We start from the raw sequence: 24588 nt of genomic DNA, 5'->3' as shown, positions 1-24588 counted from the left end.
CCGGCTATACCACGATATTTTTTTCTTCTCTTTCTTTATTGTTTCTTAAGTAACCTCCACTAACCTCTTAAATCTCTACTACTAGTCAATAGTCGTTGTTACCCTTATTACCTATCGCTCTTACATACCACCCCATTGATTTTGAACTAGTTAACTAAAGCCCTGTGTCTAGTTTTTAGGCGACATCTCGTATCTCGTATCTCGTATCTCGTATCTCGTATCTCGTATCTCGTAGAAATTAAAGCGGATATCCAACAAACCAACATTTAGTTTGCTTTGTTCTATCAGCAGCTCGCACGGCAAGCGTAAAAAAGCCCAGCGCTAAGGCTGGGCTAAGTCATATCGAATTAAGAGCTATAGGCTTGTTTGGCTCTCTTGAGTCGTTGCGAACTTGGACGGTGGCAGTCCAAAATGCAGTCTAAACTTCTGACTAAAATAAGAAGGGTCATTAAAGCCACAATTAAACGCGACCTCGCTAATTTTCTCGCCAGCTAGGAGCTGCTCGCATGCTGTTTCTAAGCGAACTTCGGTAAGATAATCTTTAAAAGTACGAGATGACGCTGATTTAAAACGTCGTTGTAAGCTTCTTTCTGACATAAACAACAATTTTGCAGCTGAGGCAGTACCAAACTCAGCGTCGGAGAAATTGTCACTCACTAGCTGATAAACTTTGTTGAGCCACTCTTGTTCTGGTGACATCTTAACTGGCTCTTGCCTAGTCGGCTCTAACACGTCATCGAAGCTATTCATCATTACATGCTCGAGTTGTTCATCCGTGAAATGAACTTTCGGCCACGTAATGTCGAACTTATTCTGCGTATCAGAGCTTATAATCGATAACTTCCCTCCACTAGCTTCAACCAACGTTGATAACTGCTCAATACTCAGATCCACTTGGTTCATTGATATTGGCTTACCAAACGTCAGTTTAGAAGGGAGTTGATTACCAAAATCCAACATGGTTAAAGTGATATGCTGCTCATCTTCCCCGATTGAAACCCTAACGGACTGACCTCGATAAGAACGTTTAATAATATTGGCGAAAACTGTATTAAAGATCACATCAAGATTAAAGCTTTCCAGTACAACTCTGCTGTGGCTTTCAACATCCTGAAATTCTAGTTCTAAGCCTGCTTTTTTAAAGTCTTCTCGCCACACGTCAATCACTGAACTGGTAATTTGATTCAAATCGTAACTCTGAGCACTCCCAGTGTTCTCTACCGGTACTACTTTTAATTCATTAAGCTGCCAATATGCTTTCTTCAAATGATCTTGCGTCGATTCATCGCAATCATCAGGAACAAACTTAGCAAAGACGTCGATACTTGTTTTTATGGAACTTGCAACGTGATCAACAAGCAGGTTTCTCACTTGAATTTGCTTACGTAGTTGCTGATTACTAGAAAGTAATACCCGACTTTGATGACGAAGCTGGTTAGTTTTTAATGTTACCTGCGCCGCCAACTCTTTATTATGTTGAAGGACATAACGTGACCGCCAGTAACCTACAGCGCCAAACACGAACAGCAGCGTCATTACAAAACTAAAAATAGCAAATGACGTACGATACCAAGGTTCTAATACCGTAAATTGAAACTCAGCCCCCACCTGACCGCGTATAACTTGCTCACCGCTGCTAACTTGAAGTGTGTAGTGACCAGAACTCAGATGCTCTAAGTTCAATTGTCTGCCTTCTAGCACTTGCCACTCATCATAGGTATTGAGTCTAAAGTGAAGTACTTGGGTATTCGGTTTTGGCATCACACCGAATAAAAAGCTCACCGAAGACCCATACGGAATGTAAGTGTCATTAAGCTCCCCACCGCCAACTTGAATCACGCCACTTTCCGAGGACACCCGGCTAATAATGACTTTGGATTCAGGAGATTTAGACACAAGCAGGGTTGTGGAGTCAGCCTTAACCAGACCGTATTTTGAGCCAAACACTAATGTTTTATGGTTACTCTCAGGATGAGAAATCTGATTACAAACCCCTGAGGTAAATTCATTGTTGATCAACCCTGAAGCTGAAGAGTAGTGTTTGACTAATTCACCAGATAACCGGTAATAACTTAAACCTACGGATGATGAAAGCCAGACACCTTCAGAGTCAGCCAACATGCAGGCCGGACGAGCATTATCAATCCGCAACGCCATGGATACTTGTTCATTACTACGTAGCTGAGTTTTGAATACGCCATACGCCGAAGCAAACCAATATGCCCCATCGGTTGATTCGACAATATCTAGCACCTCTCCATAACTTGCCGAAAAGTGATTAAATCGTATTTTTTCGCCATCATACTGATAATAACCATGGTCAGTACCAATAATCAGTTCAGAGCTAGAAGCAAATAATCGGGTTATTTTCGCAGGAAGATATTTTGCAACGAGCCAATCACCGCCTAAGTTACGTAGCAACTGCTTAATAGGGTCGATGTAGAAAAGGCTTTTTCCACGAGCAAGCCATATTTTTCCTTCATCTGTATTAATAATGTGCTCTATTGGCGCTCCCGCTAATGCCCTCAGATATGGAAGCTCAACCCATTGTTGTGTAGATAAGTCATAAACTTGAAGGCCATCATTGGTAGCAATCCAAATCTGCTTCTCTCTTATAGCAAACTGTGTGATCTCATTTTGAGCTTGAATGATGAGTTTGGTACGATCATTACTGCGCAGATACACATTCCGACCACTTGATAACCACAGCTGATCCTTTGGCCCTGTGTAGGTTTGCGTAATTTTGTTGAGATCTGCAATTCGATGTCCACCATCGAAAGTCATTCGCTCAAATTTTTTGCTAAACATCGAGTAATATCGAATACCACGATTTGTCGCAACCCACATACCGCCCATGTTGTCATTAAGCAATGAGTAGATTTTACTTTGACTCAAATCGAGCTCTTGGAAACTGGCAGCGGTTACCTTAGAAGTCTCACCGGATAAGAACGAATGAACGAAGAGCCCATGCTCTGTACCTATCCAATACTCTTGATTCGTTTCTGCTATTGCCAATACATGCGAATCGCCAATTCTTACAATAGGTTGTTCTGCATTTTCTAGACTGAACACTAACGCCCCTTTTAGGGAACCAATGACGATCTCACGCCTTGAGGCTGAATAATAAACTTTTTCAATGAAGTGCTTTTTAGAAGAGACAACATGATTAAATCGCTTGCCTTCAGATAAGTACGCCCCTGAGTTCGTTGCTAATACCCAGCGCGTTTTTACGAAAATAGCGTCATTGATGTAAACATGACTGTTGTTGCTATGTTGATACAACTGAAGCAATGAGTACGCCTCGAGCTTATTTTGAGCAACATGGTAAGTGTAAAACTGCGAGCCATCACTAACCCAGATATAGTCACCTGATGCACCAATTTTTCTAATTTGTGCACCTGGATTCAAACTAAAGATTAGCTTTCGTTCTTGATTTGGCTTAGTTCTATAGACTTCGTTATTGAAAAAAGTCCAAAACGCTCCATCAATATAAGCAACTTGATCTACAGAAAAATCTAGCAAACTACCTGACTTGGGCTGAAGGTTACTGCCATCATAAAAAAGCACTCGGCCATGCACGTCATGAATCCACAAGCCGCCCTGCTCTCCAGAGAAAAGGTGTTGGGCAGCAATGAACGTACCCTTTATCTGAGTCGGTAATGGGTAGAAGATTGCACTGGCACTATCAAGCGCAAGTACTGGAAAGGAAAGCAAAATACCCAACCATAGCTGGGTGATAGTACGGAGCAAGTCGAAACCCTTAATAACATAATATTGCGCTTCATATGCCTTTCAACAATCCATGGTCAGGCTTAAAGTATCGTTATTTCGAAGCGCTAATTATGCTAATAATATATCAATTCCCGTGCGATAAAAGTTTCGACTCACGATTGCTGTCAAATCTTACTGCTGGATCACGTTAAAAACAGATTCAATGCCGACAAGTACAACACAATTGTTACTTTTCGCTCAAACATTGAGCAAAACTGTTTGAAATTCCTTTCAAGAATACAAAGTAACTGCCTGATTTAACATCAACACTGCTACCCAATGGGTCAAGAACGCCAGCATTAACATCGCTGCCACGCATCACACTTTCAACCACAGCAGGGGTGAATTGTGGTTCTGAGAACACACAAGCAACATCACCTGTACCCAACGTTTTACGAATATGAATCAATGTTTTTGCTCCCGGTTTACGATCTGGAGAAACCGTAAAGTGCCCGAGTTGATTTAGGTTGTAACGTGATTCAAAATAGCCGTAAGCATCGTGGAAAACAAAATAACCTTTGTCTTGCACTGGTGTCAGTTGTTGCTTAATCTCCGCATCCGTAGCTTTTAACTCCGCTTCAAACTTCTTCAAGTTTGCTGCGTAAGTGTCTGCATTCGTAGGATCGATTTCTGCAAGTTTGTGAGCGATAGCGTTGGCAACTTGTTTTACGGTTTCAACACCCAACCAGAAATGTGGATCGTGTGTGCCGTGATCGTGACCATCATGGTGATCATGCTCACCACTAAATGCACGTAACGACAGGCCCGGAATTTCGCTAACAGTTAGCGTGTTACCTTTATCCGTCACCACTTTCTCTAGGAAAGGTTCGAGATCATGGCCGTACCAAATGACAAGGTCGGCGGAAGCTACTTTCTTCACATCTGATGGACGAAGCGCATAGTCATGAGGTGACGCATTTGATTGCAGCAAAACATCTGGCGATGTAACGCCTTCCGTCAGCTCGGTTGTGATCATTTGAATTGGCTTAATACTGGTTAACACCGTTACTGCATGAACAGGCACTGTCAATAATGTAGAAACGGCAAGAATGATGGCTCTTTTCATAGTTTTTCTTGGGGTATGGCGTGGAAAGTGAGATAATGTTACATTATAACATTATTGAATTGCAAATGAGTTTCATTCATGTCTTCACTAGTCCGTCTTGAGCAGTTATGCGTCGAATTTGACGAACGCAGAGTTCTCGATAATATCACTATGGAATTAGAAAAGGGCAAGATCACCACCCTAATTGGTCCCAATGGAGCGGGGAAATCGACGTTAGTTAAAGTCATTTTAGGTCTCCAAAAGCCAACTAGTGGCAAGCTAATTAGACAACGTAAACTGAAAATTGGCTACGTACCTCAAAAGCTGAAACTCAATGACTCGTTACCACTGACTGTCATCCGCTTCTTAAACTTAGCAGGAAAATACAGTAAGCAAGAATGCCTCGATGCATTAAAGCTTGTCGGTGCTGAACACCTCATCGCAAGCAACATGCACCGTCTTTCTGGTGGTGAGAATCAACGTGTACTGCTTGCCCGTGCGCTCCTACAGCGCCCAGAGTTATTAGTGCTGGATGAGCCGGCTCAAGGTGTCGACGTACAAGGTCAAATCGACTTATATGATCTGATAGAGAGCATTCGCCATCGCTTTGATTGTGGTGTATTTATGGTTTCGCACGACCTGCATTTAGTCATGGCAAAAACTGATGATGTAATTTGCTTACATCACCATGTGTGCTGTTCAGGTTCACCAGCCACCATTACTCAACACCCTTCTTATATTGCGTTATTTGGTAACGCCGCTCGTGAGTCTTTAGCATTTTACCATCACGACCATGAACACCATCATCACGACTTGGCTGGAGCACCAGTGACTGGTGACGCGACATCTTGTTCAAACCATTCTCACGGACACCATCATCATGATTGAGTTTTTATTGCCTTCAATTCTGGCCGGTATTGGTATCGCAATCATCGCAGGCCCACTTGGCTCATTCGTGGTATGGCGCAAAATGGCTTACTTCGGTGATACGCTTGCACATGCATCTTTGATGGGGTTGGCACTTGGCTTCCTACTAGATATAAATCTATACCTTGCACTGCTTGTTTGCTGTCTCGCTTTAGCAGTACTGCTAGTGACACTTCAAAAGCAACAGCTTGTCGCAACAGATACTTTGCTGGGCATCTTAGCGCACAGTGCTCTATCTATCGGTTTAGTATCGGTGAGTTTCTTAGACAACGTTCGTGTCGACCTAATGAGCTACTTGTTTGGTGACCTATTGGCGGTATCACCTCAAGATCTGATGTTCATCTATGCTGGTGTTGTCGCAGTCAGCGCTTGTTTGTATCTGTTTTGGCGCCCATTGCTATCCAGCACTGTGAGCGAAGAGCTTGCTGCTGTTGAAGGAGTGAACACCGATTTAGTGCGTCTAGTACTGATGCTTATGGTAGGTGTGGTGATTGCAGTCGGAATGAAATTTGTTGGTGCATTGATCATGACGTCGCTATTGATCATCCCAGCCGCAACTGCGCGTAAAGTTTCTTCTTCGCCAGAACAAATGGCACTGTTTGCTTCGATTATCGGTTCGATCGCTGTGCTGATGGGTCTGAGCCTGTCTTGGCATTTCGATACTCCAGCTGGCCCTTCCGTTGTGATTAGCGCGACGACCCTGTTTATGCTTAGCCAACTGATTAGGCGCAAAGCATAATCGCACTGAGTGTTAGAAAAACCATACTTGAGACGCAAATCAAGATGGACCAGAAAAAGAAAAGCCTGCGAAATCGCAGGCTTTTTAATACTTATAACGTGGTTTGGTTGATTACCAACCTGTCACTTCGCGTAGACCTTTACCAATCTCAGCTAGAGATTTCACAGTCTTAACGCCAGCCGCTTCTAGTGCTGCGAATTTGTCTTCTGCAGTACCTTTACCACCAGAGATGATAGCACCTGCGTGACCCATACGCTTACCAGGAGGAGCAGTAACACCCGCAATGTAAGAAACCACTGGCTTCGTTACGTTTTCTTTGATGTAAGCCGCAGCTTCCTCTTCCGCAGTACCACCAATTTCGCCAATCATTACGATTGCTTCTGTTTCAGGGTCTTCTTGGAAAAGCTTCAGGATGTCAATGAAGTTTGAACCTGGGATTGGGTCGCCACCGATACCAACACACGTTGACTGGCCAAAGCCTTCGTCAGTCGTTTGCTTAACCGCTTCGTACGTTAGTGTACCTGAGCGAGAAACGATACCCACTTTACCTTTCTTGTGGATGTGACCAGGCATGATGCCGATCTTACACTCATCAGGCGTGATAACACCCGGACAGTTAGGACCGATCATGCGAACGCCAGTTTCTTCTAGCTTCACTTTTACGTCGATCATATCTGTCGTTGGGATGCCTTCAGTGATCGTTACGATAAGCTCGATACCTGCGTCGATCGCTTCTAGGATTGCATCTTTACAGAATGGTGCTGGAACGTAGATAACTGTTGCTGTTGCGCCAGTCACTTCTACTGCTTCACGTACCGTGTTGAATACAGGAAGACCAAGGTGAGTTTGACCACCTTTACCTGGAGATACACCACCAACCATTTGTGTACCGTAAGCAATTGCCTGCTCTGAGTGGAAAGTACCTTGACCACCAGTGAAGCCCTGACAGATTACTTTAGTGTCTTTGTTAATTAGTACAGACATTATTTAGCCTCCGCAGCAGCAACAACTTTCTGAGCAGCATCTGTTAGCGACTCAGCAGCAATGATATCAACATCAGAATTAGCAAGAACTTCGCGACCTAGGTCTGCGTTAGTACCTTCTAGACGAACAACAACAGGTACTGTTACACCAACTTCTTTCACTGCACCGATAATGCCTTCTGCGATCATGTCACAACGTACGATACCGCCGAAGATGTTTACTAGGACGGCTTTCACGTTGTCATCAGATAGGATGATCTTGAATGCTTCTGCTACACGCTCTTTTGTCGCGCCGCCACCTACGTCTAGGAAGTTAGCTGGCTTACCACCGTGTAGGTTTACGATGTCCATTGTACCCATCGCTAGACCCGCACCGTTAACCATACAGCCAACGTTGCCATCTAGTGCTACGTAGTTCAGTTCCCACTGAGCTGCGTGCGCTTCACGCTCGTCTTCTTGTGAAGGATCGTGCATTTCACGAAGCTTAGGCTGACGGTATAGTGCGTTTGAGTCGATGTTGATCTTACCGTCAAGACACAGCAGGTTGCCTTCGCCAGTAATAACCAGTGGGTTGATCTCTAGTAGCGCTAGGTCGTACTGAGAGAACATAGTGCCAAGACCCATGAAGATCTTAACGAATTGTTTGATTTGGTCACCTTCAAGACCAAGTTTGAACGCTAGCTCGCGACCTTGGTAAGCCTGAGGGCCCACTAGTGGATCGATTGCCGCTTTGTGGATTAGCTCCGGCGTTTCTTCCGCAACTTTTTCGATTTCCACACCACCTTCAGTCGAAGCCATGAAAACGATCTTACGAGTCGCACGGTCTACAACCGCACCAAGGTAAAGTTCGTTAGCGATGTTAGACGCTTCTTCTACAAGGATTTTAGTAACAGGCTGACCATTTGCGTCTGTTTGGTAAGTCACCAAGTTCTTACCTAGCCATTTTTGTGCGAATTCTTTTACGCCATCTTTTGTATCGTGTAGCTCAACACCGCCCGCTTTACCGCGGCCACCAGCGTGAACCTGACATTTTACAACTTTCTTTTCAGTAGTGATGCGACCCGCTGCTTCGAAAGCTTCTTGTGGCGTATCACATGCGTAGCCTTCCGGTACAGGCAAACCGAATTCTGCAAACAGCTGTTTGGCTTGGTATTCATGCAAATTCATTTTGATATTCCGTTTGTTTATCCCTCAAGGGATTTATTATTTCCATAACACCACTTCATGCGGTGCGTCTGTAGGGTCTTCTCAAATCAACTGCTTATGTATTTATCGGGCGCAGTTCAAGTGAAGGCCAGACGCTGAGCCAGTCTAGCCTTGGATATCGTGGACGTCGAGCTATCAAGGACAACTCGACGTTTTAGCGATATTAAACGTCTAATAACAGACGTGCTGGATCTTCTAGTAGCTCTTTAATCGTTACTAGGAAACCCACAGATTCACGACCATCAATCAAACGGTGATCGTAAGATAGTGCTAGGTACATCATTGGCAAGATTTCTACTTTGCCGTCAACCGCCATTGGACGCTCTTGGATTTTGTGCATGCCCAAGATTGCCGATTGTGGTGGGTTGATGATTGGCGTAGACATCAATGAACCAAATACACCACCGTTGGTGATAGTGAAGTTACCGCCCATCAACTCATCAACCGTTAGCTTGCCGTCACGGCCTTTGATTGCTAGCTCTTTGATGCCTTTCTCGATGTCAGCAAAACCTAGTGTGTCACAGTCTTTTAGAACTGGAGTCACTAGACCACGTGGCGTAGAAACCGCCATGCTGATGTCGAAGTAGTTGTGGTAAACGATATCATCACCATCGATAGAGGCATTCACTTCTGGGTAACGTTTTAGTGCTTCAGTTACTGCTTTCACGTAGAAAGACATGAAGCCAAGACGAGTGCCGTGACGCTCTTCGAACTGGTCTTTGTATTGCTTACGAAGGTCCATGATTGGCTTCATGTTCACTTCGTTAAACGTGGTTAGCATTGCCGTGTTGTTCTTCGCTTCTAGAAGACGGTTTGCTACTGTCTTGCGCAGACGCGTCATTGGTACACGTTTTTGGCTACGAGCTACTGCAGGCGCTTCAACGGCTGCTGGAGCTTCTGCTTTCGGTGCCGCTTTTGCGTTTGCAAGGTGTGCTTCAATGTCTTCGCGAGTAATACGGCCGCCAACACCAGAGCCTTTCACTTGGCTAGCTTCAAGACCGTGTTCAGCAAGAAGACGACGAACTGCTGGGCTTAGCGCATCGTTGCTCTCTTCTGTTAGCGTTGCTTTATGACGCTTATCAGGAGACGCTTCTTTGTCTTCTGTTGAATCTGTTGTTGGTTCGCCTGCTACTGCACCTGGCTTAAGCTTGGCGATCAACTGCTTAGAAAGTACTGTTGCACCTTCTTCTTCAATAATGGCTTCTAATACGCCCGCTTCCGGAGCAGGTACTTCAAGCACAACTTTATCGGTTTCGATGTCAACCAGAACTTCATCACGCTCTACTGCGTCGCCTGGTTGTTTGTGCCATGTCGCTACGGTTGCGTCAGCAACTGATTCAGGTAAATCTGGAACCAGAATTTCAATTGTCATATCTGTTTCTTCCTTTAACTTCTAGTTCTTAATTCGAAGTTTTTGAGTTCACGTTCAGAGCGTCTTCAACCAACGCTTTTTGTTGTTTCAAGTGCACCGACATGTAGCCTACTGCTGGCGAAGCAGAAGCTGGGCGACCTGCGTATTTAAGATCTGCGCCTGCTGGGATAGCAGCACGGAAGTTGTGTTGGCTACAGTACCAAGCACCCTGGTTTTGAGGCTCTTCCTGACACCATACGAAATCTTCAACATTCGTGTATTGTGCAATAGCGGCTTGAACCTCATCCATCGGGAATGGATAAAGCTGCTCGATACGCACAATAGCCACATCATCTTGTTCGTTGTTGCGACGCTGTTCTAGCAAGTCGAAGTAAACCTTACCCGAACAGAACACAACACGCTTCACTTTGCTTGGCTCCAGATTATCAGTTTCTGGAATTGCTGGTTGGAATGTGCCATCAGACAACTCTTCCAACGTTGAAGTACAAAGTGGATGACGCAGTAGCGACTTAGGTGACATAACAATCAGTGGGCGACGCATAGGACGCACCACCTGACGACGGATCATGTGGTAAACCTGAGCTGGTGTAGATGGCACTACAACCTGCATGTTTTGTTCTGCACATAATTGTAGGTAACGCTCTAGACGCGCTGATGAGTGCTCTGGACCTTGACCTTCATAACCGTGTGGCAACAGCATGGTTAGGCCACACAGACGAGCCCACTTTTGCTCACCTGACGAGATGAACTGGTCAATCACCACTTGTGCACCGTTTGCGAAGTCACCGAACTGTGCTTCCCAAATGGTCAAGCCGCTTGGCTCTGCTGTAGCGTAACCATATTCAAACGCCAATACCGCTTCTTCTGACAACACTGAGTCAAAGACTTGGAATGGACCTTGTTTGTCATGAATATTCGCCAGCGGGATATAGGTGCTAGCATCGTTCTGGTTATGTAGAACTGAGTGGCGGTGGAAGAAAGTACCACGTCCAGAGTCCTGGCCTGAGATACGAATACGCTTGCCATCATCAACCAGCGTTGCGTATGCCAGTGTTTCAGCCATACCCCAGTCAATCGCCTTTTCACCGCTGATCATTGCAGAACGATCATTGTAAAGCTTGTTTACACGGCTTTGCAGCTTATGGCTATCTGGGTATTGAATCAGACGTTGACCTAGCTCTTTCAAGCGAGTCGCATCAAACTTGTTGTCCCACTCCACATCCCAGTCGTGACCAAGGTATGGTGACCAGTCTACTGAATGAAGTGCCATTGGACGCCACTCTTTTACCACAACCTCACCTTTATCAAGTGCGTCACGGTACTCATTAACTAGCTGGGTCGCCACCTCGATGTCTGATTCGTTTTTGTCGATCAGAACATCAGCGTACAGCTTACGAGGCGTTGGATGTTTTTTGATTTTTTGGTACATCAACGGCTGAGTCGCATTCGGCTCATCCGCTTCGTTGTGACCGTGACGACGGTAACAAACCAAATCAATCACAACATCACGTTTGAACTCGTTACGGTAATCCAGTGCAATGCGTGTTACGAAAGCAACCGCTTCTGGATCGTCTGCATTAACGTGGAAAATTGGTGCCTGAACCATCTTCGCGATATCAGTACAGTACATAGTCGAACGTGTATCACGAGGGTTCGACGTAGTGAAGCCAACTTGGTTGTTAACAACAATACGGACCGTACCGCCAACGCAGAAACCACGTGCAAGAGACATGTTGAACGTCTCTGCTACCACACCCTGACCTGCGATTGCAGAGTCACCGTGGATAGTAATAGGCAGTACGCGGCTTCCATCAAAGTCACCTAAGCGATCTTGACGAGCACGAACCGAACCAATAACTACTGGGTTTACAATCTCAAGGTGAGATGGGTTGAAGGCTAGCGCGAGGTGAACATCACCACCCGGTGTTGCAAAGTCTGCAGAGAAACCTTGGTGGTACTTAACGTCACCCGTACCCCATGTTTCATCATGCTTACCCGCAAACTCATCAAACAAATCTTGCGGCTTCTTACCAAGAACGTTAACAAGCATGTTCAAACGTCCACGGTGAGCCATACCGATAACCACTTCACGCATGCCACTTGTACCAGCATGACGGATCAGCTCTTTTGTCATCGGAATCAGTGCATCACCACCTTCTAGAGAGAAACGCTTCGCACCTGGGAACTTCGCACCCAAGTAACGCTCAAGCCCTTCAGCAGCCGTTAGCTCCTCAAGGAATGTACGTTTTTCGTCTTTATCGAAAGATGGCTGACCAACGACAGATTCAAGACGTTGTTGGATCCAACGCTTTTGCTCTGTGTCTGTCATGTGCATGTATTCTGCACCGATAGAACCACAGTAGGTTTTCTTCAGTGCTGAGTAGATGTCTTTCAACTGCATCGTTTCTTGGCCAATGGCAAAAGAACCTACGTTGAAAGTTTCTGCGAAGTCATCTTCGGTGAGATTGTGGAATGCAGGGTCTAGCTCCGCCACAGGTGGGCGTTGCCATAAACCTAGAGGATCAAGTTCAGCAGCTTCATGACCGCGGAAGCGGTATGCGTTGATAAGCTGGAGAACTTTTACTTGCTTAGCGTCGACATCTGGATCACTAACCTGGACACTGTAATGCTTTGTTTCTTGAGCGAGTCGTCGGAAGTAGTCGCGGACACGCGAGTGCGGCTGATCAGCCACTTCTTCTGAGTTCTTAGGCAACTCATCGAATACACGTTTCCACTCCTCACTTACCAGATCGGGGTCACTTAGATACAGTTCGTAGAGGTCCTCTACATACGTTGCATTGGCGCCAGCCAAGTGTGAAGACTCGAGCCATGCCTTCATCACGCCGTTGTGCATATTTTCCCTTAACCAGTAGTTTTCACGTTTGCTTCGGTCTGCGCCGAGCTATTAAGAGCCGCTCCAAGTGGAGCGGCAATTTTTGTTGTTAATTAAATCGAACGATTCACTAGCATCGACTTGATGTGACCGATGGCTTTCGTAGGATTTAGCCCCTTAGGACAAACACTTACACAATTCATGATGCCATGGCAACGAAAAACGCTAAATGCATCATCAAGATCGGACAAACGTTCATCAGTTGCTGTATCTCGGCTATCAATTAGCCAGCGATAAGCCGCTAAAAGACCAGCAGGGCCGATAAATTTATCTGGGTTCCACCAGAATGATGGACAAGACGTTGTACAACATGCACACATGATACATTCGTACAATCCATCTAAATGGGCACGCTCATCTGGCGACTGTAAGTTTTCACGAGATGGTGGTAGAGCACCATCATCAATCAAGAAAGGCTTAACTTTCGCATAGTTATCGTAGAACTGTGTCATGTCAACGATAAGATCGCGTACTACTGGTAGACCAGGTAATGGACGGATGACAATCTGGTCGCCTTGAAGTGCTGAAAGTGGCGTAATACACGCAAGGCCATTCTTACCGTTCATGTTTAGGCCATCAGAGCCACATACACCTTCACGGCATGAACGACGAAACGCAATGCTAGGATCTTGCTCTTTTAATAGAATCAAGGCATCCAGAAGCATCATGTCTGATCCTTCTTCCACTTCAAGCGTGTAGTCTTTCATGTACGGCTTTTGGTCGACATCAGGATTGTAGCGGTACAAAGAGAAATTCAGTTTCATAATATTACCCTCCTTTCCTTAGTACGTACGTGCTTTTGGTGGAAATGCTTCACGATGGATAGGCTCCATGTTTACACCACGTTTCGTCATTGCTTCCGTTTCTGGGTTGTAGATAGAGTGGCATAGCCACTGCTCATCATCACGGTCTGGGAAGTCAAAACGAGCATGCGCACCACGGCTTTCTGTGCGGTAGTTAGCCGCAACCGCCGTCGCATAAGCAGTTTCCATCAAGTTTTCTAGTTCAAGACACTCAATACGTTGTGTGTTGAACTCAGTCGACTTATCAGCAAGGTGAGCGTTTTTCAGACGTTCACGGATAGCTTTCAGCTCTACTAGACCTTTTGCCATTGCATCACCTTCACGGAATACCGAGAAGTTGTTTTGCATACACTGTTGTAGGTCTTTACGAATTTGCGCTGGGTCTTCACCGTCAGTACTATTTTCCCAACGGTTGTAACGCTCTAGTGAACGTTCAATATCAGCTTCTGTAGCAGGTTTCGCGTCAGCTTGTTTAAGCAGTGTTTCACCCAGATGAAGGCCCGTCGCACGACCAAATACCACCAAGTCAAGTAGTGAGTTACCACCTAGACGGTTTGCACCGTGTACCGATACAGAAGCAATCTCACCACAAGCAAATAGACCTTGAACTTCAACGTCACCGCCATTCTCATCCTGACGAATCGCTTGGCCTGATACTTGAGTAGGAATACCACCCATCATATAGTGACAAGTAGGAATTACAGGGATTGGCTCTTTGACCGGATCAACGTGAGCAAATGTACGAGACAGTTCACAAACGCCAGGTAGACGTGACTCAAGTGTTTCTTTACCCAGGTGGTCCAGTTTCAGTTTAATGTGTGGACCCCAAGGGCCATCACAGCCACGACCTTCACGGATTTCAATCATCATTGAACGTGCAACCACGTCACGACCAGCAAGGTCTTTCGCGTTAGGTGCATAACGTTCCATGAAGCGCTCGCCGTCTTTATTAAGAAGGTAACCACCCTCGCCACGACAACCTTCGGTTACAAGCACACCTGCGCCAGCGATACCCGTTGGGTGGAACTGCCACATTTCCATATCTTGCATCGGAACACCCGCACGAAGTGCCATACCAACACCATCACCAGTATTGATGTGCGCGTTAGTTGTTGATGCGTAAATACGGCCTGCACCACCAGTTGCTAAGATAGTTGCTTTCGATTTGAAGTAGCACACTTCACCCGTTTCCATGCATAGCGCAGTACAGCCTAGAACAACACCATCTTCATTTTTAACGATATCAAGAGCATACCACTCAGAGAATACCGTTGTTTTGTGCTTGATGTTCTGTTGGTAAAGCGTGTGCAGAAGTGCGTGACCAGTACGGTCAGCCGCTGCCGCTGTACGTGCCGCTTGCTCACCGCCAAAGTTCTTTGACTGACCACCAAACGGGCGTTGGTAAATAGTGCCGTTATCAAAACGAGAGAAAGGAAGACCCATTTTCTCTAGCTCGATAACAGATTCAGGACCGTTCTTACACATGTACTCGATTGCGTCTTGGTCACCGATATAGTCAGAACCTTTAACCGTATCGTACATGTGCTGTTCCCAATGGTCTTCGTGCGCGTTACCTAGCGCAACCGTAATACCACCTTGAGCAGAAACAGTGTGTGAACGAGTTGGGAATACTTTAGATAGCAAAGCACAAGAAAGGCCTTGCTCCGAAATTTGTAGTGCAGCGCGCATACCTGCACCACCAGCGCCGATTACTACGGCATCAAACTCACGAACTGGAATAGACACTTACGCACCCCACAGAATAAATAGACCAGAGAAGACATAGCCGAATAGCACGGCAATAACACCAAGTTGAAGTGCACCACGAAGTTTCGCGCACTTAATGTAATCGGTTAATACTTGCCACAAACCAATCCACGCGTGAATCAGTACTGAAACAAGTGCCAACATGGTGAAGACTTTAGTGAATGTTCCACCAAAGAATTGGGTCCAAGATGCATAAGAGATATCTGTGAAGGCACAAAAGCTAACCAGATAAATCGTGTATAAAGTCATAATGATCGCTGATGCACGAATCAATAAGAAATCGTGGACACCATTACGACCAAATGAAGAAACGTGTTTTACCATACCAAGATCCCCGCCAATAGTGATAACACTGCAGTAGCACCAAACGCGACTTTCGCGCTCATCGCGCCGGATTCGAGTTCTTCAAAGTGGCCTAGGTCCATCAGTAGGTGACGAACACCACCAGCAATGTGGTAGGCAAGTGCAGTTAGAATGCCCCACAGAATGAATTTCACGAAGAAGCTATCGACAATGTCAGCGGCTTCCATAAAACCCATAGGGGATGACAGAGAAATGGACAGTAACCAAAGCAATATGCCCACCGCAACAAACGTAATCACTCCCGACACACGGTGTAGGATTGACGCGATTGCTGTGATGGGAAAGCGGATGGTCTGTAAATCTAAATTAACAGGTCTTGACTTTCTTTCTTTCACGGGCTTGCTCACTCAGCTCCATTGAGCATTTATTGTTATAACTAATTTCAGCTTCCAAATGTGCAAAAGTTAACATTTGATTAACAAATACTCGCAATATACCTAGAGATAATTGTAAACACTTTGTTAACAACCGGAGTCCACAAACAAACCTCACTTTTGTTTCCAGCCCCGAATTTATAAGGATTTAACTAAAATTTTCTGTGCCAATATACGACCAGCAACATTCTAATACAATTGATGTAACAAATTATGCTACATAGAACAGATTTTTAACGATTTTCATGAGAAAAATCATAACAAGTGCACACAAAAATGGAGAAAAATTGACTTTAAGCTTTAACAACAGTACAAAAATGGCACATAAACATCCTGGACGGATTAAATAATAAACAAAGGAGATTGTTATGGCGGATAAGAAAGCTACCCTTCATGTTGAAGGTCATGCGCCGATCGAACTGCCAATTATGGACGGTACGCTAGGTACACCTGTAATTGATGTTCGTAAACTGGGAGCCAATGGTTACTTTACTTTTGACCCAGGTTTTCTTGCCACTGCATCTTGTGAATCATCAATCACATACATCGATGGCGGCAAAGGTATTCTTTTGCACCGCGGTTACCCGATTGATCAATTAGCCAATAACGCAGATTACTTGGAAGTATGTTACATCCTGCTTTATGGCGAAGCCCCTACCCGTGAGCAATACGAGCAATTCAAAACAACTGTTACTCGCCATACTATGGTGCACGAGCAAATCGCAAGCTTCTTCCATGGCTTCCGTCGCGACGCTCACCCAATGGCAGTAATGTGTGGCGTAGTTGGTGCACTAGCGGCCTTCTACCACGATTCACTAGATATCAACAACGACGAGCACCGCGAAATTGCGGCTTACCGTCTGCTATCGAAAATGCCAACATTGGCGGCGATGTGTTACAAGTACTCAATCGGCCAGCCGTTTATTTACCCTCGTAACGACCTAAACTACGCAGAAAACTTCTTACACATGATGTACGCAAACCCATGTGAAGAATACGAGGTAAACCCTGTTGTTGCGCGTGCGATGGATAAAATCTTCACACTTCACGCAGATCACGAGCAAAACGCTTCAACGTCGACGGTTCGTCTATCTGGTTCTTCTGGCGCGAACCCGTTTGCGTGTATTGCCGCAGGTATTGCTTCTCTATGGGGTCCTGCACACGGTGGTGCAAACGAAGCGTGTCTGAAGATGCTTGAAGAGATTGGCAGCGTAGATAACATTCCTGAGTATGTAGAGCGTGCGAAAGACAAAGATGACCCATTCCGTCTGATGGGCTTCGGTCACCGCGTTTACAAGAACTACGACCCACGTGCAACAGTAATGCGTGAAACATGTCACGAAGTGCTAAAAGAGCTGAACATCAAAGATCCACTACTAGATGTAGCAATGGAACTTGAGCGTATTGCACTTTCTGACGAATACTTCGTGTCTAAGAAGCTTTACCCGAACGTAGACTTCTACTCAGGCATCATCTTAAAAGCGATCGGTATTCCTGTATCGATGTTTACGGTAATCTTCGCGATTTCTCGTACTATCGGTTGGATCGCTCACTGGAACGAAATGCACAGCGACCCACTAAACCGAATCGGTCGTCCTCGTCAGCTATACACTGGTGAAACTCAACGTGAGTTCTCTCCATTGCACGAGCGTGAGTAACGGTTAGAATCGAATAAAAATAAGGGTTGGCGTGAAAGCGTCAACCCTTTCTTTATTTAAGGAACTCAGGAACAAGCTGAAGCCCTATGGATGCGGGATAGCGCTCGTGCGGGGTCCGAGTACTTCGTCACCCTCAAGAGCGAGGGACGAGCGAGTTGGGGATCTGTTCTCCCTTCAGATCCCGAAGTACAACAGTCTCTCATGGCAAAGGACAAAGCCCTTCCCTTTTATACTGGGTTATCAATATCGATAAACGTGACGTCTAAGCCATGCTCCTGCGCTAACCACTCACCCAACGCTTTAATGCCGTAACGTTCGGTTGCATGGTGGCCAGCTGAGAAATAATGAATGTCTAACTCACGAGCCGTGTAAGTGGTGCGCTCCGAGATCTCACCCGAAATAAATGCATCTAATCCATGCTGAGCAGCAAGCTCAATGAAATCCTGACCACCGCCAGTACACCAGCCGACTGTCTCAATCATTTTGTCTGCATTGCCAGGGGCAATATGCAAAGGTTCACGGTTTAGTACTTGATTGATTTTGTTCGCGAAGTCGGCACCTGTCATTGCCTGTTTCAAACGACCAAACATCGCTACCGATTGAGGATCTCCTTCTAAGCCGCCTTCCACTTCAATGTCTAGCAAGCGTGCAAGTTCTGCGTTGTTACCAAGTTCAGGATGAATGTCTAACGGTAAATGGTAGCTATATAGGTTGATATCATTTTTGATCAAGCTACGGATACGCTTTCCTTTCATACCACGAATTGGCTCTGGCTCGCCTTTCCAAAAGTAGCCGTGGTGAACAAGCAGTGCATCAGCATCTAACTCGATGGCTTTATCGATCAGCGCTTGTGAAGCAGTGACACCTGTCACGATGCGTTTGATTTCTAATTTGCCTTCTACTTGCATACCATTAGGTGCATAGTCTTTAATCAGTTGCGGCGACAGTTTCTCGTTAAGGAGCTTTTCCAGCTGTAAATTATTCATTTTTACTTCCAATACTTGTGGCTTGAGCAAAGTGTATCTCGAACCGCAATCGAGATGCCAGTTGTGGCATCCCCAAGTCAAATAAATTTAGATACAATAAAGACGCTTTGCCCGTGACAACAAGGATAATGGATGAATTCTCTACAACGTTTCTATCAATGGGTTGCTAACACCCCACCACTTTTTAAACTTCAAACGCCCTTTGTCACTGTTGAAGATATTCCGGCATTGCCGCTACCAGACAATGAAGATTACGATGGCAACCCACGACTCGGCTTTCTATACCAACATCTTTGTACCAAGTTGCTGACTTGCTCCTCTCGATATGAGTTGGTTGCCGAAGAGATTCAACTCAATGATGCTACCGGTCGCACAATTGGCGCCGTCGATTTGGTCCTCGAAAATCAAGAAACCAAACAGAATGAGCATTGGGAAGTGGCCATCAAGTTTTACTTACTGCATGAAGGCATTTGGTATGGGCCGAATGCACACGACCAACTGCATAAGAAACTCGAACGTATGCTCACCCACCAGCTAAAGATGAGCCAGAGAGAAGAGTTCCATCAGCAACTGCCTTTAGACCATATCCCGAGTGAGCACCTCCTGATGCAGGGACGTCTTTACGTTAACCCTTTTTCTGCAGAACCTATCCCAACAAGCTGTTTAGGATACGAACTAAACCAAAGCCAAATATCCGGTTACTGGTGCTATCAAAGTCAATGGGAGCAAGTCGAAGAGCCGCTTTACGCCCTTTCTAAACCGCTTTGGGCAATAGGCAATGAGGAGTTCTTAGAGCCAATCGATAAACCATCAGATAGGTTTGTTCACGCTCAAACAAAGAACGGTCAATTTTGGTTTGTTGTACCGGACACTTGGCCGAACTAAAGCGGGAAACGGGAATCTCGATTCCTAAAGCGAAGCGCTCCCGACTCTCGAAGCGCAGCGTTTCCTCTTCACAAACAAAAAGGGCCGACGCAATGTCGACCCTTTCGAACTTTAATCGTTTGAATTACAAACCAGCGGCTGCAAATACTTGATTAACGATTTCTTGTGCTTCAGCTTCGATTTGTTTCAGATGCTCTTCACCTTTGAAGCTTTCACAGTAGATCTTGTAGATGTCTTCAGTGCCTGATGGACGTGCAGCGAACCAACCATTCGCTGTCGTTACTTTAAGGCCACCAATCGCAGCACCATTACCTGGAGCGTGCGTCAGACGAGCAGTGATTGCATCACCAGCTAGAGTTTCAGCCGCAACCATTTCTGGTGACAACTTCTTCAATACGTCTTTTTGTGGGCCATTTGCGACAGCTTGAATACGGTTGTACTTAGACTCACCATGCTTCGCCGCTAGCTCTTCATAGTAATCTTGAGGGTTCTTACCCGTTACCGCAGTGATCTCTGCAGCTAGAAGACATAGCAAGATGCCATCTTTGTCTGTTGACCAAGGCGTACCATCTTTACGAAGGAAAGATGCACCAGCGCTTTCTTCACCGCCGAAACCGAACTTACCAGTGTACAGGCCATCCACGAACCATTTGAAGCCAACAGGTACTTCACATAGCTCACGACCTAGATCCGCAACAACACGGTCAATCAGAGCACTTGAAACTAGCGTTTTACCCACAGCGACATCTTTACCCCACGCGTCACGGTGACGGTATAGGTAATCGATACAAACCGCTAAGAAGTGATTCGGGTTCATCAAACCTTTTGGCGTCACGATACCATGACGATCGTAGTCCGGATCGTTACCAAATGCTAAGTCGTATTCATCTTTCAACGCCAATAGACCCGCCATTGCGTAAGGAGATGAACAGTCCATACGTACAACGCCGTCTTTATCTAGAGACATAAATTGGAAAGATGGGTCAATGGCTTCACTTACTAGCGTTAGATCTAGGTCGTATGCCTGACCAATTTGACGCCAGTAATCAATACCGCTGCCACCCAATGGATCTACACCAATCTTCAGATTTGCTTTTTGGATCGCTTCCATGTCGATAACATTCACTAAGTCATCGATGTACGGCTTCACCAAGTCCATCTCAACGAACAACTCCGAAGCTTTAGCTTCTGCTAGTGGTAGGCGTTTAACACCTTGTAGGCCTTCTGCAATCAGCGCGTTTGCACGATCTTCGATAGCTTGAGTCAGCTCTGCTTCTGCAGGGCCACCGTGCGTCGGGTTGTATTTGATACCGCCGTCTTGTGGTGGGTTATGAGATGGGGTAATTACAATACCGTCAGCTTTGTCATCATGCTTGATGTTGTGAGTCAGAATTGCATGTGAAATACCCGGTGTTGGTGTATAGCCGTTGTCTTGTTGGACAATCACTTTCACACCATTTGCAATCAATACTTCAATCACACTTGAAAACGCTGGTTCAGATAGCGCATGCGTGTCTTTACCTACAAACAGTGGACCTGTTGTACCTTGCTCAGCACGAACTTCTGCTACCGCTTGAGCGATGGCTAAAATGTGGTTTTCGTTAAAAGTGTGCTTATCTGCTGTACCGCGGTGACCAGAAGTACCAAATTGAACTTTGTGTTCTGCGTTTGCTGCGTCTGGTTGAAGTAAGAAGTAGTTAGCAACGAGTGCTGGGATATTGTGAAGATCTTCCTGCTGCGCTTTTTGCCCAGCACGAGGGTGCATAGCCATGTTTGACATCCTTTCTTTAAATACAAATAAAATTAAAAAAGCCTCATAATATCCGCTAAACGCTACACATTATGAGGCTTCTATCAGGTTTCTTTAGATTGAACCTGTTACTTTTTCGATTAAGTCAGGTTGGAACTCCATGTGTGTCATTACCTGCTCAACCATCTGTCTTTTACGACTGGTATTGTTATTGGTAATCACCCAAAACGGTGTATCCGGAATAGCTTTAGGCTTGGTTGTATTACCGTTTGCTAACAGTGTCTCTTCGTTGTCTGCAAAATATACACGTTTGCGACCTTTAACCTTTGTTGCTTGCGCAAACCCTTCTGGGTTCAGGTTATGCAATGTTGACAATACCAACATAAAACGATCAATTGCTTTTTTAAGTGACGCGAACTCATCCGAAATTAATAGCGAACGCATTTCTTTCACAGTATCAATTTGCGCGTCTTTACCAGCATCTTTACTTACTACAATTCCCTGTGGCTGCTCTAATACAGGAGCACTTGTTTGCTGCTGTTTTTGACCATCTAGGTCCAAAAGGCGTCGTAAAATATCCGAGGCACTTTCACCGATATGCTGAGTTTTGCTCGCAATAAAACGGTATAGATCCTCATCAACCTCAATTGTTTTCATTCGCTTTTCACATTCTCAATGTTTAAACTCTGGGGGATTATAACGAGATCCTCTCGGATACTCCACGTTAAACCCATCACGAATAAGATAAAATGTCAGCATTACTCAACTATAAGCAAGAAGGGCAAGGCCAACCGGTTGTTTTGATTCATGGATTGTTTGGAAGTTTCAGTAATCTAGGGTTACTGGCTCGCGATCTCGTTCAGGATCACTCGGTGATCAGTATCGATCTCCGAAATCATGGCCTCTCTTTCCATTCAGACACGCACAATTATGAAGTTCTAGCACAAGATGTGGCCGATTTACTTCGCTATCTAAAGGTTGAGCCTGCACTTGTCATCGGCCACTCTATGGGTGGAAAAGTCGCTATGAAGTTGGTGGATGCAGCACCTGAGTTTGTTAAACGACTTGTCGTGCTGGATATGGCGCCCGTGGCTTACCAAACCAACCGTCACGACAACGTATTTAATGGCTTGCAAGCAGTAATCAAAGAGCAACCAGCTAATCGCCAGCAAACAATGGATATTCTCGCTCAACATATTGAAATCGATGGAGTCAGACAGTTCCTGTCGAAATCGTTGTATAAAAATGGCGACAAAATGGATTGGCGCTTTAACGTTGCGAGTTTGTTCAACAACTATAACGACATCATTGGCTGGCAAGAAATCGCACCGACAAACATTCCCACTTTGTTTGTTAAAGGTGGTGATTCAGATTACTTAATGCCTGAGCACCAGCCTGCGGTTCAGCGCCAGTTTAATAACGCCAAAGCACACATTATTGCCAATACTGGGCACTGGTTACATGCCGAGAAGCCGGCCGAAGTGATGCGCGTGATCAGGAAATATATTTCGAGTTAACAAATTCGAAAAACTACGCCTAATTATTGAATTAACCCTTCTTATAGTGCATTAACTTTACGGATTAACAGTGGTATAGTGCGCCCAAGATTTTTTGGCATGAAGGACGACAATGCTATACGACTATATGGACATGCTCGAGTCAATTGGACTCGATCTGCTTTTTGCTGCTATCTTCTTTTTCATCGGGATGGCAATAAAAGATGTACTCAAGCAAGGCAATGTACCTGTTTTTGGTCGTCGTATCGTATGGTTAGTCCTTTTCCTAGGCTGTGCTGGTTTTATCGCTAAAGGCATTATTCAGCTAAGCTGGGAAGGTACTGGATTAGGTTAAGTCCGGCTCCCCCATCGCCAGTAACATACAATGTAAAGGTATAGACTCTATGGCAAGTGTAGGTATCTTCTTCGGTAGCGACACAGGTAATACTGAAGCCGTTGCAAAGATGATTCAAAAGCAGCTAGGTAAACAGCTAGTTCACGTTCAAGACATCGCAAAAAGCAGCAAAGAAGACATTGATAACTTTGATCTTCTACTTCTAGGTATCCCAACTTGGTACTACGGTGAAGCACAATGTGATTGGGATGACTTCTTCCCAGAGCTTGAGCAAGTAGACTTCTCAACTAAGCTTGTGGCTATCTTCGGTTGTGGTGACCAAGAAGATTACGCAGAGTATTTCTGTGACGCGATGGGCACAGTGCGTGATATCGTTGAAGCAAAAGGCGGTACTATCCTAGGCCACACTTCAACTGATGGTTATGAGTTTGAAGCGTCTAAAGCACTTGTTGAAGGCGATGACAGTCAATTCGTCGGTCTATGTATTGATGAAGATCGTCAACCTGAATTGACTGACGAACGCGTTGAAAACTGGGTTAAGCAAATCTACGAAGAGATGTGCCTAGCCGAGCTTGAAGGCTAACACAGCATTCATGAAGAAAGACCTCCTATTGGGAGGTCTTTTTTTCTCTGATGATTATGGTGCTTCTGTTGCAATTTCTTCTTCTCGATACTGAGGCTTTTTACGTACATATAGCTTACGTTTAACTTCAGACACTACGTTACCATCTTTGTCTTTCACATAAGTGATGAATTCAGGAAAACACTTTTCTCCATTTCGCGTCATCTGATAGATCTCATCTAACATCCCATCGGTCACTTCGAAATCTGCATACAAATCACTTTGACCAGGTTTAATAAAGTTAATGCTCGCCTCTTTGTCCCATACATAGTATTCCTCTCGCAGAATGCCCATTAGCATCAGAGAATAAACAGGATCGGTCAGAGAGAAGATACTGCCACCATATTGGGTTCGATTTGCATTTTTGTTCCACCACCGAAGCTTCAGTCGGACTTTAACTGTTCGAAAGTCCTCGGAAATATGTAAGATTTTAATTCCAGCCCCCCAAAAAGGAGGCCAAATATTGAGCGCAAACTTCACTATTCCCGGCTTATATATTTTGGCGAGTCGCTTATTCATTGCCTTCCATGCCTCTAACATTTCCATGTTACGCAATTGTAACTGGTCTGATCTGTAATATAATCGACCCGTTC

The 24588-nt window shown here is 45.2% G+C and carries 21 protein-coding genes; 7 read left to right on the top strand and 14 right to left on the bottom strand.

Going from position 1 to position 24588, the window contains the following annotated elements:
- Positions 1-354 precede the first annotated feature (354 nt).
- The gene (locus J4N37_RS04035) at positions 355-3750 is read right to left on the bottom strand and encodes an AraC family transcriptional regulator (protein ID WP_045392946.1); all 3396 of its coding nucleotides are present in this window, start codon (positions 3748-3750) and stop codon (positions 355-357) included.
- Between the two features lie 208 nt (positions 3751-3958).
- Positions 3959-4837 (bottom strand): zinc ABC transporter substrate-binding protein ZnuA, encoded by an 879-nt coding sequence (gene znuA / locus J4N37_RS04030; RefSeq protein ID WP_045392950.1) that lies wholly within the window; start codon positions 4835-4837, stop codon positions 3959-3961.
- Between the two features lie 78 nt (positions 4838-4915).
- On the opposite strand from znuA, the gene znuC reads away from it, so the two are divergent.
- Both znuC and znuB read left to right on the top strand, forming a co-directional pair.
- Positions 4916-5704 carry a zinc ABC transporter ATP-binding protein ZnuC gene (znuC, locus tag J4N37_RS04025; protein WP_045392953.1) on the top strand — a complete coding sequence of 263 codons (789 nt, stop codon included), beginning with the start codon at positions 4916-4918 and terminating at the stop codon, positions 5702-5704.
- Entirely contained in the window at positions 5697-6482 is a 786-nt protein-coding gene (znuB, locus tag J4N37_RS04020; protein ID WP_010446842.1) for a zinc ABC transporter permease subunit ZnuB, read from the top strand. Before znuC ends, znuB begins: the two co-directional genes overlap by 8 nt.
- Positions 6483-6593: 111 nt before the next feature.
- On the opposite strand, the gene sucD is transcribed toward znuB, so the two are convergent.
- The 8 genes from sucD to sdhC form a co-directional block, all read right to left on the bottom strand.
- Positions 6594-7466 (bottom strand): succinate--CoA ligase subunit alpha, encoded by an 873-nt coding sequence (gene sucD / locus J4N37_RS04015; RefSeq protein WP_005436989.1) that lies wholly within the window; start codon positions 7464-7466, stop codon positions 6594-6596.
- Positions 7466-8632: an ADP-forming succinate--CoA ligase subunit beta gene (sucC, locus tag J4N37_RS04010; protein WP_005426700.1), complete on the bottom strand. Its 1167-nt coding sequence runs from the start codon at positions 8630-8632 to the stop codon at positions 7466-7468. Before sucC ends, sucD begins: the two co-directional genes overlap by 1 nt.
- A gap of 202 nt (positions 8633-8834) precedes the next feature.
- On the bottom strand, positions 8835-10043 hold the full coding sequence (gene odhB / locus J4N37_RS04005) for a 2-oxoglutarate dehydrogenase complex dihydrolipoyllysine-residue succinyltransferase (protein WP_252041701.1): 1209 nt from the start codon (positions 10041-10043) through the stop codon (positions 8835-8837).
- A 28-nt stretch (positions 10044-10071) separates the two neighbouring features.
- Positions 10072-12897 carry a 2-oxoglutarate dehydrogenase E1 component gene (gene sucA / locus J4N37_RS04000; RefSeq protein ID WP_010446836.1) on the bottom strand — a complete coding sequence of 942 codons (2826 nt, stop codon included), beginning with the start codon at positions 12895-12897 and terminating at the stop codon, positions 10072-10074.
- Positions 12898-12989: 92 nt separating this feature from the next.
- Positions 12990-13700: a succinate dehydrogenase iron-sulfur subunit gene (locus tag J4N37_RS03995; protein WP_038885285.1), complete on the bottom strand. Its 711-nt coding sequence runs from the start codon at positions 13698-13700 to the stop codon at positions 12990-12992.
- Positions 13701-13718: 18 nt separating this feature from the next.
- Positions 13719-15485: a succinate dehydrogenase flavoprotein subunit gene (sdhA, locus tag J4N37_RS03990; protein WP_010446832.1), complete on the bottom strand. Its 1767-nt coding sequence runs from the start codon at positions 15483-15485 to the stop codon at positions 13719-13721.
- Complete coding sequence (gene sdhD / locus J4N37_RS03985) at positions 15486-15830, bottom strand: succinate dehydrogenase, hydrophobic membrane anchor protein (RefSeq protein ID WP_010446829.1); 345 nt, start codon at positions 15828-15830, stop codon at positions 15486-15488. It abuts the gene before it with no gap.
- Positions 15824-16216 carry a succinate dehydrogenase cytochrome b556 subunit gene (gene sdhC / locus J4N37_RS03980; RefSeq protein WP_005426687.1) on the bottom strand — a complete coding sequence of 131 codons (393 nt, stop codon included), beginning with the start codon at positions 16214-16216 and terminating at the stop codon, positions 15824-15826. The genes sdhD and sdhC overlap by 7 nt, the downstream gene beginning before the upstream one ends.
- Before the next feature lie 395 nt (positions 16217-16611).
- Between sdhC and J4N37_RS03975 the strand changes: the two genes are divergently transcribed.
- Complete coding sequence (locus tag J4N37_RS03975; protein ID WP_010446823.1) at positions 16612-17901, top strand: citrate synthase; 1290 nt, start codon at positions 16612-16614, stop codon at positions 17899-17901.
- A gap of 227 nt (positions 17902-18128) precedes the next feature.
- Here the strand turns inward: J4N37_RS03975 and J4N37_RS03970 are convergent, their stop codons facing one another.
- A complete protein-coding gene (locus J4N37_RS03970) occupies positions 18129-18887 on the bottom strand; it encodes a Nif3-like dinuclear metal center hexameric protein (RefSeq protein ID WP_252041700.1) in 759 nt (252 codons plus the stop codon).
- 132 nt (positions 18888-19019) lie between these two features.
- Here J4N37_RS03970 and J4N37_RS03965 point away from each other — a divergent pair, with 132 nt between their 5' ends.
- Entirely contained in the window at positions 19020-19772 is a 753-nt protein-coding gene (locus tag J4N37_RS03965) for a DUF1853 family protein (protein WP_252041698.1), read from the top strand.
- A 124-nt stretch (positions 19773-19896) separates the two neighbouring features.
- Here the strand turns inward: J4N37_RS03965 and pgm are convergent, their stop codons facing one another.
- Positions 19897-21543, bottom strand: a complete 1647-nt coding sequence (gene pgm, locus J4N37_RS03960; protein WP_252041697.1) for a phosphoglucomutase (alpha-D-glucose-1,6-bisphosphate-dependent) — start codon at positions 21541-21543, stop codon at positions 19897-19899.
- A 93-nt stretch (positions 21544-21636) separates the two neighbouring features.
- The gene (gene seqA, locus J4N37_RS03955) at positions 21637-22179 is read right to left on the bottom strand and encodes a replication initiation negative regulator SeqA (RefSeq protein WP_010446807.1); all 543 of its coding nucleotides are present in this window, start codon (positions 22177-22179) and stop codon (positions 21637-21639) included.
- Positions 22180-22271: 92 nt separating this feature from the next.
- Between seqA and J4N37_RS03950 the strand changes: the two genes are divergently transcribed.
- From J4N37_RS03950 to fldA, 3 genes are all read left to right on the top strand, one after another.
- Complete coding sequence (locus tag J4N37_RS03950; RefSeq protein WP_010446805.1) at positions 22272-23039, top strand: alpha/beta fold hydrolase; 768 nt, start codon at positions 22272-22274, stop codon at positions 23037-23039.
- A gap of 112 nt (positions 23040-23151) precedes the next feature.
- Complete coding sequence (locus J4N37_RS03945) at positions 23152-23373, top strand: DUF2788 domain-containing protein (RefSeq protein WP_010446802.1); 222 nt, start codon at positions 23152-23154, stop codon at positions 23371-23373.
- A 49-nt stretch (positions 23374-23422) separates the two neighbouring features.
- The gene (fldA, locus tag J4N37_RS03940; RefSeq protein ID WP_038885291.1) at positions 23423-23956 is read left to right on the top strand and encodes a flavodoxin FldA; all 534 of its coding nucleotides are present in this window, start codon (positions 23423-23425) and stop codon (positions 23954-23956) included.
- Between the two features lie 54 nt (positions 23957-24010).
- Here the strand turns inward: fldA and J4N37_RS03935 are convergent, their stop codons facing one another.
- Complete coding sequence (locus tag J4N37_RS03935; protein WP_038885315.1) at positions 24011-24514, bottom strand: DUF4442 domain-containing protein; 504 nt, start codon at positions 24512-24514, stop codon at positions 24011-24013.
- Between the last annotated feature and the right edge of the window lie 74 nt (positions 24515-24588).

This window comes from Vibrio sp. SCSIO 43153 (assembly GCF_023716625.1).
In the GTDB taxonomy this organism is placed as follows: Bacteria; Pseudomonadota; Gammaproteobacteria; order Enterobacterales; family Vibrionaceae; genus Vibrio; species Vibrio rotiferianus.
Note: the sequence above shows the minus strand (reverse complement) of the source record. Positions and strands in the feature narration are given on the sequence as shown.

Bases quoted from the DNA above. Each gene is read 5' to 3' on its own strand.
- znuA (WP_045392950.1), bottom strand. From the start codon at position 4,837: ATGAAAAGAGCCATCATTCTTGCCGTTTCTACATTATTGACAGTGCCT.
- znuC (WP_045392953.1), top strand. From the start codon at position 4,916: ATGTCTTCACTAGTCCGTCTTGAGCAGTTATGCGTCGAATTTGACGAA.
- znuB (WP_010446842.1), top strand. From the start codon at position 5,697: ATGATTGAGTTTTTATTGCCTTCAATTCTGGCCGGTATTGGTATCGCA.
- sucD (WP_005436989.1), bottom strand. From the start codon at position 7,466: ATGTCTGTACTAATTAACAAAGACACTAAAGTAATCTGTCAGGGCTTC.
- sucC (WP_005426700.1), bottom strand. From the start codon at position 8,632: ATGAATTTGCATGAATACCAAGCCAAACAGCTGTTTGCAGAATTCGGT.
- odhB (WP_252041701.1), bottom strand. From the start codon at position 10,043: ATGACAATTGAAATTCTGGTTCCAGATTTACCTGAATCAGTTGCTGAC.
- sucA (WP_010446836.1), bottom strand. From the start codon at position 12,897: ATGCACAACGGCGTGATGAAGGCATGGCTCGAGTCTTCACACTTGGCT.
- J4N37_RS03995 (WP_038885285.1), bottom strand. From the start codon at position 13,700: ATGAAACTGAATTTCTCTTTGTACCGCTACAATCCTGATGTCGACCAA.
- sdhD (WP_010446829.1), bottom strand. From the start codon at position 15,830: ATGGTAAAACACGTTTCTTCATTTGGTCGTAATGGTGTCCACGATTTC.
- J4N37_RS03975 (WP_010446823.1), top strand. From the start codon at position 16,612: ATGGCGGATAAGAAAGCTACCCTTCATGTTGAAGGTCATGCGCCGATC.
- J4N37_RS03970 (WP_252041700.1), bottom strand. From the start codon at position 18,887: ATGAATAATTTACAGCTGGAAAAGCTCCTTAACGAGAAACTGTCGCCG.
- J4N37_RS03965 (WP_252041698.1), top strand. From the start codon at position 19,020: ATGAATTCTCTACAACGTTTCTATCAATGGGTTGCTAACACCCCACCA.
- pgm (WP_252041697.1), bottom strand. From the start codon at position 21,543: ATGGCTATGCACCCTCGTGCTGGGCAAAAAGCGCAGCAGGAAGATCTT.
- seqA (WP_010446807.1), bottom strand. From the start codon at position 22,179: ATGAAAACAATTGAGGTTGATGAGGATCTATACCGTTTTATTGCGAGC.
- J4N37_RS03950 (WP_010446805.1), top strand. From the start codon at position 22,272: ATGTCAGCATTACTCAACTATAAGCAAGAAGGGCAAGGCCAACCGGTT.
- J4N37_RS03945 (WP_010446802.1), top strand. From the start codon at position 23,152: ATGCTATACGACTATATGGACATGCTCGAGTCAATTGGACTCGATCTG.
- fldA (WP_038885291.1), top strand. From the start codon at position 23,423: ATGGCAAGTGTAGGTATCTTCTTCGGTAGCGACACAGGTAATACTGAA.
- J4N37_RS03935 (WP_038885315.1), bottom strand. From the start codon at position 24,514: ATGAATAAGCGACTCGCCAAAATATATAAGCCGGGAATAGTGAAGTTT.